Source organism: Candidatus Albibeggiatoa sp. nov. BB20, from assembly GCA_016744725.1.
Classification (GTDB): Bacteria; Pseudomonadota; Gammaproteobacteria; order Beggiatoales; family Beggiatoaceae; genus Albibeggiatoa.
In genome coordinates this window covers 1-8,232 of sequence record JADGDW010000180.1, presented here as the reverse complement: position 1 = coordinate 8,232, position 8,232 = coordinate 1, and the positions used below count along the sequence as shown (strand labels likewise).

The window sequence follows — 8,232 nt, the reverse complement described above, 5'->3', positions numbered from 1 at the left end:
CGCACATCGCCAAGGCGTTCATAGACGGGCAACTCTTCAGTTTCACGAATGCGCAAAGCCTCATCGAGTTGTCCACGGGCTTGTAAGATGTCGGCGATTTTACCCATGGTCACCGCTTTTTCGCGCACATCGCCAAGGCGTTCATAGACGGGCAACTGCTCTTGTTGACGAATGCGCAAAGCCTCATCGAGTTGTCCACGGGCTTGTAAGATGTCGGCGATTTTACCCATGGTCACCGCTTTTGAGCGCACATCGCCAAGGCGTTCATAGACGGGCAACTCTTCAGTTTCACGAATGCGCAAAGCCTCATCGAGTTGTCCACGGGCTTGTAAGATGTCGGCGATTCTGCCTTGAATCACTGCATATTGTTGTTCATTTTTTAAGCTTTTAAATACAGGTAATAATTTTTTTTGAAAAACGTCTAATGCTTGATCTATTTGTCCTTGCTGCATCAAAATATCTGCAATACCACTGTAAGCAACTGCTCTATCATGCTCATTTTCAACAGGTAAAAGTTCTAAACGCTGCTGATGTAATTCTAGTGCTTTATCTACTTCACCAGTGCTGTGACAACTTTCTGCCGTATAACGCAATAAATTATTTTCTGGCTCAAGATTCGCACTTTGCAGACATTCAATACTGCTTAAACCCAAAGCTCTGCCTTCGGTAAATGATTCTTCTGTTGTTGCCCAACCCACGCCATAACCCGCAACATCTTGCAAAATCTCAGTATTTATCACCCGCACCGCCAACCGTGTTAACTGATAATCGGCTTGATATGAACGCTGCACTTGCTGCCACACCGCCCACAATGGCGACAATAATGCGTGAGCAATCTGTTTTTCCTCTGCCTCATCCAATCCCACGCACAACCGCTTAGCCAATCGATTCAACATCGCAGCGGGCTGCAAACTCTCATCATCGCGCCATCCATCCCATAAACCCAAACTCAATAAAGACTGCACCGCCTGCACACTGCCCAAAGCCTGCAACGCCACAAGCGGCAACGGCATCACAAAATCCTGCGACCACTGCAACAACTGCTGCGATTCCTCAGACAACAATTGATACAACTTATCCAACACCAAACCTTCCAACAAATCCCGTGTATGCTCCTCATCAATTTGCCCAGCTTCCCCTTTCAACCAAGCCGCCAACTGGTTCAAAGCCTGCTCCGCCACCACTGCATCCTGCCGAATCAACACATACAACTGATTTTGTAAACCCGGATTGCCACTTGCCAAATTCAAACAACGTGCCTGTAAATTCTGATGCTGATTAAACACCCGTTTCTCTGCAATATTCAAAGCCCGTTGCTTCTGCTCCAACTGCTTGCGCCGTTCACTCATTTCCATCGGGGTTAAATGCCAATCTAACAAACTGGTGGTTAAATCCTGTCCATTCTCATCTGCAATCAAAAATCGATAACGACTAGTCAACAACAACCGTGAGCGCGTCTGCCCAATCCACTGCTTAAAACTGCTTAACAATGCCCGAATCGCCAACTGCTCATCACTGCGTACCGTATACAAGCCATCTTTTTCACGCGGCTCAATTAAAATCTGCTCAAAATCATCAATCACCAATAACACGGGTTTTTCTTGCTCACATAACAAATTTCTCAAAGCCGTTTCTAATTTACAAGCATTGCTTAAAACAATCGGTTCGTATTTTTCAACAATATCATCAGCCTCATCACTGACACCCTTAAACGCTTTTAAAATATCCACCGCCTCATAATGCCCATACACCACCACAATCTGATAATCGACAAATCGTCTTGCCACCCGCGCCGCTAAACTCGACTTTCCTTGTCGTCCCATGCCATGAATCAACACCCCTGCATACTGCTCTGGTCGTCGAAAACAACGAATAATCGCTTGCAATGCACGCCGCCGTCCCACAAACTCCGCTCGACCCGCAACAACCACTTGCTTATTTTTATCCAAAAACACCTTTGCCCCAAACTCCGCATCCAATAACCGCCGTGCCTTATCACCCCGCGTCAACGCCCCAATCACATAACGCCCTAAAAACAAACGTGCCAAATGCCAATCCCGACTTTTTTGCTCACTTTGACTAAACAACTGCCATCGCGCCGCGCCAACCGCTTGAATTAAAGATTGTTTCTGCCCTAAAAACTTATAAAAATATTGTGCAAAATCACTCGCCTCACGGTCACTCACCGAATTTCCCCAACCCAACACCGCAGGCATTCCGCCTTTAATCAACTGAGTTGCCAAACTGTCCGCGATTTGAGGCGACGGGTTTGCAGTGTGACACGCAGAAATAAATCCCAACTTAATCCCATTATCCACATTAACCAAACTCGGTTGTCCTAACCAATCCGCCGCCGTCATATTTGCGCGACCGCCTTCCTCATCTTCCAACAACAACACGGGATTATCATTCGCATCAAAGCCGCCATGACAAGAAAGATGCACCACATCAGGTTGATAACGTGCCACCGCATCCGCCAATTCCGCCAACGTTCCCGTTTCCTCCACAGTCAAATCCAAATCACGATCCCGCGTCGCATTCAAAATCGCCAGCTCTTCCGCTTCATAAGACAATCTCGTCACCTTATCAGGAGCAGCCGCCATAAACATCAAACCCAAACGATGCGCTGAAGGCGTTAATTCATGCTTTGGCTCACCAATTTGCCGCACAGGATTAAACCGCACATTAATATCAATTGCCAAATGCACCCCATCCCACGCCAACAACTCCCAAGGCGCATTTAAAAACGTGGTTTCAGCCTCTTTGGCTCGCTTCGGGATTTGAAACACCACATCCCACGGCGCATCCACCTCATCTAACAATCGATCCAACCAACCAGAACGATTCAGCCATTGCCCCAATTGAATACCGATGTTTAACAACATATTTCGATTATCTGATTGATCTAAGGCCTGTTGATATTGCTCGGTACAGTCTTGCAATAATTCAATATCCTTGGCATTCAGATCAAATGCGTCAGGCTTCCAATTGGGATGAATCAGCGTGAGTCGGTTGGATTTGAATAAGAGAGTAGTGGTCATGGCGATTGAGTTATGAGTTATGAGTTATGAGTTATGAGTTATGACATGAATTATGAAAGATTTTGCGCTTTATTTTGCCATCATTCAATAAATTTAGCTTATGTGCAATTGGATAAATCAAAAAAGACGGATGACGCTATCGCTTATCCATCCTACGGTGATACGGCAAAATAATGTAGGGTGTATAAGCGCAGCTTCATACATCATTTGGAGGCATAATTACCTCTCAATTCTCTATTGGAAATTTTTGCAATTGAGCGAATTGAAAAAGACGGATGATCCTGTCGCCTATCCATCCTGCAATTGTTTTTACTTATCCTTACTATTAATTTTTTTAATTCAAAAGCCATTATCAAGCTGATTTATAATGGCATTCAGGATAATTATGGGTTGATAACAAATATACAAGGTATAATCCTTCTTTGTGTGTTAGTGATTAATATTACACCATAGCTATTTTTGAGTTAAAAACAGACTTAAAGATAAAAAAATAGGTTGTTAGATTAATTCAATAAAACAAAACCCAATGACGGCACACAAAAAACACCAGTGTTGTAACTAAGGAGGAGCTTCTATGATAATGCGAAATGTTATCAAGATATGTATATTGCTACTGGTCACCCTAACGAGTGGCTATACAATTGCGGAGGACAGTGCTGCACTAAAGAAGGCGCATACCTCTGCTGAAAAAGCCAAAAAACTAATCCCCAACAAAAAATGCAATAAATGCCATGATGATGAGGACGAGAAAATCTGGGAATATGATGATGACATCGGCGGCGAAAAATTCATCTATGTTGATCCTGAAAAATTTGACGAAAGTGTCCATGGCGAACAAAATTGCGTTGGCTGTCACGAAAATGTAACCCTCTCCCGAGGCGAACATGATGAAAGAATGGGTGTCACCGTTGGCTGTGTCAAATGCCATCAAGAAATCTGGGCAGAACAAAAAGACACCGACAAACCAAAACACCAACGCCTAAAAGTGGTATTGGAACAAGTTGACAGCTACATGCATTCGGTTCACGCCCGTCCCAATGTCAACGACCAAACCAAAACCAATGCGTCCTGCCATGATTGCCATGATGCCCACAACATTGGCGCAATCGGCAGTATTCAACGTGAAGAACATCGCTTAGATAATCCCAATGTCTGCGGTCAATGCCATGAACAGCAAAAAGAAGACTATATGACTTCAATTCATGGTAAAGAAATAGCGGATAATAAAAATGCGGAAGCAGCAGTCTGTTCTGACTGTCACACTACCCACGAAATTCAATCCCCTGAAGACGACTCAACTAAATTAGTCATCACTAAAAACTGTGGTAGCTGTCATGAAGAATCTTTAGAAACCTATCTCAACTCTTATCACGGTCAAGTCAATAACTTAGGCTATGCCAATACGGCGAAATGCTTTGACTGTCACGGCAGCCACGCGCTGAAAGCAGTCGATGATCCAACCTCAACGGTTCATGATAACAATCGTTTAGAAATGTGTCGTACTTGCCATGAAGATGCGCCAGAAGGCTTTTTGAGTTTCCATGCTCACGGTCATGCTAACGACTTTGAACGCTATCCAGCGATTTGGATCGTGACTCGATTCATGCAATTCTTAATTATTACGGTATTCCTATTCTTCTGGACACACGTTATTTTATGGTTCTATCGTGAATTCCAAGATCGTCGACAAGGTAAAGGCTATATTCCACCAGTACAAAGCACTGAAGATACAATTTACTTCCGTCGCTTCAGTGTGAGTTGGCGTATTATCCATTTATTATTTGCAGTCAGCACCATGACCTTAGTGTTAACAGGTTCAACCTTGTTATTCTCACATACTGCTTGGGCACCTGTTGTCATGCGCATGTTAGGTGGTCCTGAAATGGAAGCGATTATACATCGTACTGCGGCAACTATTTGGCTCAGCGTGTTCTTTGTTCACGTATTGATCGTCGGCTTTAACGTCTTTATTTGGCATCGTAAAACCTTCCGTTGGTTCGGTCCTACATCAATGTTACCTAACTGGCAAGATTGGCATGATTTGAAAGCCATGTTTAGTTGGTTCTTTGGTTATTCTGAACGTCCTGACTTTGATCGCTGGTCTTATTGGCAGAAGTTTGATTATTGGGCACCGTTCTGGGGTGCAGGTGTGATTGGTTTAAGCGGCTTAATGTTGTTTATCCCAACGCTAACAGCACAAGTTCTCCCCGGCTTTATGTTCAATATTGCGACGATTATTCATGCTGAAGAAGCCTTATTGGCAACTATCTTCTTGTTTACGGTGCATTTCTTTAATGCGCATTTCCGTCCAGACAAGTTCCCAATGAGTACTACGATCTTTACAGGTTCAATCCCGCTCGAAGAGTTCAAACATGAACACAAACGCGAGTATGAACGCCTTAAAGAAAATGGAACGTTGGAACGCTACTTGGTCAAAAAACCTTCAAGATTAGTGACTACTGGTTCTAACTTGTTGGGTACAATCCTTATTTTCGCAGGCTTGACCTTGTTGACCTTAGTGTTAATCGGTTATATGACGATGCACCACTAAATCCATGTATTAGGATAGGCATTCAGTTAAACACTGCCTATCCTGATATTAAAATCTACTTTTTAGACATAAAAAAAAGCGGCTACTCCCTAGGGAATAGCCGCTTTTCTGTTTTAATACGACTTAAATCTAAGCTTTATTTGCGTTTGCAACATTGGCTTGATCTGATGTTTCTACTTCTTTATTGCTAGAGAACAAACCACTAATTAATACAAATGGTGGAACGCTAACAGCAATCGCAAGAAGGACTAAGGCAATTGTAAGTAATATGTAGATCATGATAATCTCCTTACTGTAGATAAATTAATTTTTAAATCATTATCTTAGATACGCATTATCTGAAATATGACTTAGCTAAAACTTAATATCAGTATATAACTATATTATAATATAATCAAGTTCTAATGTGATTTTTATAACATAGGTTAAATTTTGTGACTTGTGATTATTATGCAGCAGATTCAGAAAAAAGCCCATAATCTTTCAGATAAAAGTAGCATTTTGCCCGATGTTGCGATGCAACATAAGTTTTTCTGTTAGTCAAATTATTTTTTTTTATTACCTATAAAAATTAGTAAACTAAAAAAGAAGGGTAATACGGCAAAATGATGAATGTAGGGCGTATCAGCGCAGCGTCATACACCATTTCAAATCTCTATTGGGAATCTGCAAAATTGGATAAATCAAAAAAACGGATGACGCTATCGCTTATCCATCCTACAGGGGATTGCCATTTTTTGGAGCTAACACTTTGAATTTATGATATATAATTTTATAATTAATTTACAAGTCGCAATTTGAAATAATGACTTTAATTGTCATTTTATTATCAGGGCATTTTCTTGACATGTTGAAAAAGTGGAAATGAGGCCATGCTTGAGAAAAAACCTTAAAATTTTTGTAGACTCAATGTAGAGACCTAGTTAAATTTTCATTTCTCATAGAATGCAATTAACGTAAAACTTCATCCACCTTCCCACAATAGGCAACTAATAACAGTATTCTTTACTTGCACTATCCGACTCTAAAATGGTATTTGGCATTGATACCGCACCTGCATAAAACACCACCACTTCGACATCACTACCGATGGCTCTACCTCGGTGTATCGTGCGCATCACTTCAATAACCGATTCTCCTTGCTGAAAAATCTTTTTAATCCCTTGTTTTATTTCAATTTCTAACATTCCTTTAAGCACATAACCCATAGTTGGTACAGGATGGCAATGAAATGGTAATGTTTCTCCCTGTTTGATAAGCAATTTAATAGAGGTAATTTGCAACTGGCCTTTGGGATAAGATATTTTGCCCTTATCCCACGAAGTTTGAGATTTTAATAACTCCTCAGCTACAACCCACGAACTTAAAACAATGAGAAAACTGGTCATAATCCATTTGATTTGATTCTGATACATGCAAAGGCCTCCGAAGTAACCAGCATTAAAATACATTATTTTAAGAAAGTATAAAAGATAAATATTGAAATAGGCTAGCAAGGCAGTTTTTCAGAGGAGAATGGGTAAAGAGTAAATTTACTACCTTACCCAATAAAAATAATGGGGAAAAGCAACTATTGATTATTAAAACTTAATACAAAATTGACAGGCACAGCATAACTAATACTAGATAGCCCTGCGATTTCTCTTAATGTATTAACACCATCGGCAAGCTTATATTTTTGTGCATCTACCACAATCGGTTTTTGACTGGCAACCAATAATTGCGTATCTGATAAACGACTTACAGTCACTGTAGTTTGAACCGCTTGATCTTCACCATGTAAATTTAACTGTCCCACAAGTTCTAGCGACATCATTTGACCTGCTGCGAGTTGATCCAATTTAGCAACATCCAATTGTGCTTTGATCGTGGCATGTGAATAGGTTTCTGTTTCAAATAAATGGGCTTGCATCCGTTCATCACGAATTGGGATTAATGTATCAACACTGGATAAATCAATTTTAATTTCGGCGTTCCCTTGTGCATTGATTATACCTTCAACTTGTTTAAAGCGGCTCACTTCTGCAATATGATTTGATTTAATAGTGACAAAACTTACCGCTGTATCAGCATTGTTCAATATCCAATCAGCTTGCGTTGACCAAGATAAAGAAGCCAATAAACCAATAGCAAGTAATTTTTTCATGAAATATCCTTTGGGAGGTCAGTTAAAAATCTAAGTTGGGTTGTTATATAGAATCACTATGCAACACGCTCTCAAACATGGTTTAAGCTTAGGAGACTACAAAGCCATCTAATCTCTTTTGATAATGCTGCAATCCTATTTTTCAACTTTTTTATTGTAACAGCCTTATGCTTCTGTCTAGGATATTCTCTAAATTCAAGTTTGCACAAGAAAAAAGAGAGTCAAATTATTTATCATATAATCCTTCAATATCTTGTAAATTTAAGCCTGTTATTTGAGCTATGCTTTCAGAATCCATACCCATTTTTTTAAGATGACGAACCATTTCTAGTTTGGCTTTTAATTCACCTTCCTCACGTCCTTTTTCAAGTCCTTCTTCTAAGCCTTCCACTTTGCCTTCCACTTTGCCCTCAATCTTTCCTTCGTCGAAAGCGGTATCAATCGAGTTTTTTAAGTCTCGATAAATTTTCAAACTGTGTTCATAAGCCTGATAT

5 protein-coding genes and 1 pseudogene are annotated in these 8,232 nt (G+C 40.6%); 1 reads left to right on the top strand and 5 read right to left on the bottom strand.

What is annotated here, in order from left to right:
• The coding region (locus tag ABXH34_RS16120) for a CHAT domain-containing protein (protein WP_353572911.1) at positions 1-3,041 on the bottom strand (3,041 nt) is incomplete at its 3' end.
• 574 nt (positions 3,042-3,615) lie between these two features.
• Between ABXH34_RS16120 and ABXH34_RS16115 the strand changes: the two genes are divergently transcribed.
• Positions 3,616-5,592, top strand: a complete 1,977-nt coding sequence (locus ABXH34_RS16115) for a hypothetical protein (protein ID WP_353572910.1) — start codon at positions 3,616-3,618, stop codon at positions 5,590-5,592.
• A gap of 129 nt (positions 5,593-5,721) precedes the next feature.
• On the opposite strand, the gene ABXH34_RS16110 is transcribed toward ABXH34_RS16115, so the two are convergent.
• From ABXH34_RS16110 to ABXH34_RS16095, 4 genes and pseudogenes are all read right to left on the bottom strand, one after another.
• Positions 5,722-5,871 carry a hypothetical protein gene (locus tag ABXH34_RS16110; protein ID WP_353572909.1) on the bottom strand — a complete coding sequence of 50 codons (150 nt, stop codon included), beginning with the start codon at positions 5,869-5,871 and terminating at the stop codon, positions 5,722-5,724.
• Between the two features lie 710 nt (positions 5,872-6,581).
• Complete coding sequence (locus ABXH34_RS16105; protein ID WP_353572908.1) at positions 6,582-7,007, bottom strand: cupin domain-containing protein; 426 nt, start codon at positions 7,005-7,007, stop codon at positions 6,582-6,584.
• A gap of 155 nt (positions 7,008-7,162) precedes the next feature.
• Positions 7,163-7,738, bottom strand: a complete 576-nt coding sequence (locus ABXH34_RS16100) for a YceI family protein (protein ID WP_353572907.1) — start codon at positions 7,736-7,738, stop codon at positions 7,163-7,165.
• Positions 7,739-7,964: 226 nt separating this feature from the next.
• A pseudogene (locus ABXH34_RS16095) lies at positions 7,965-8,232 on the bottom strand (Rpn family recombination-promoting nuclease/putative transposase); the annotation flags it as partial.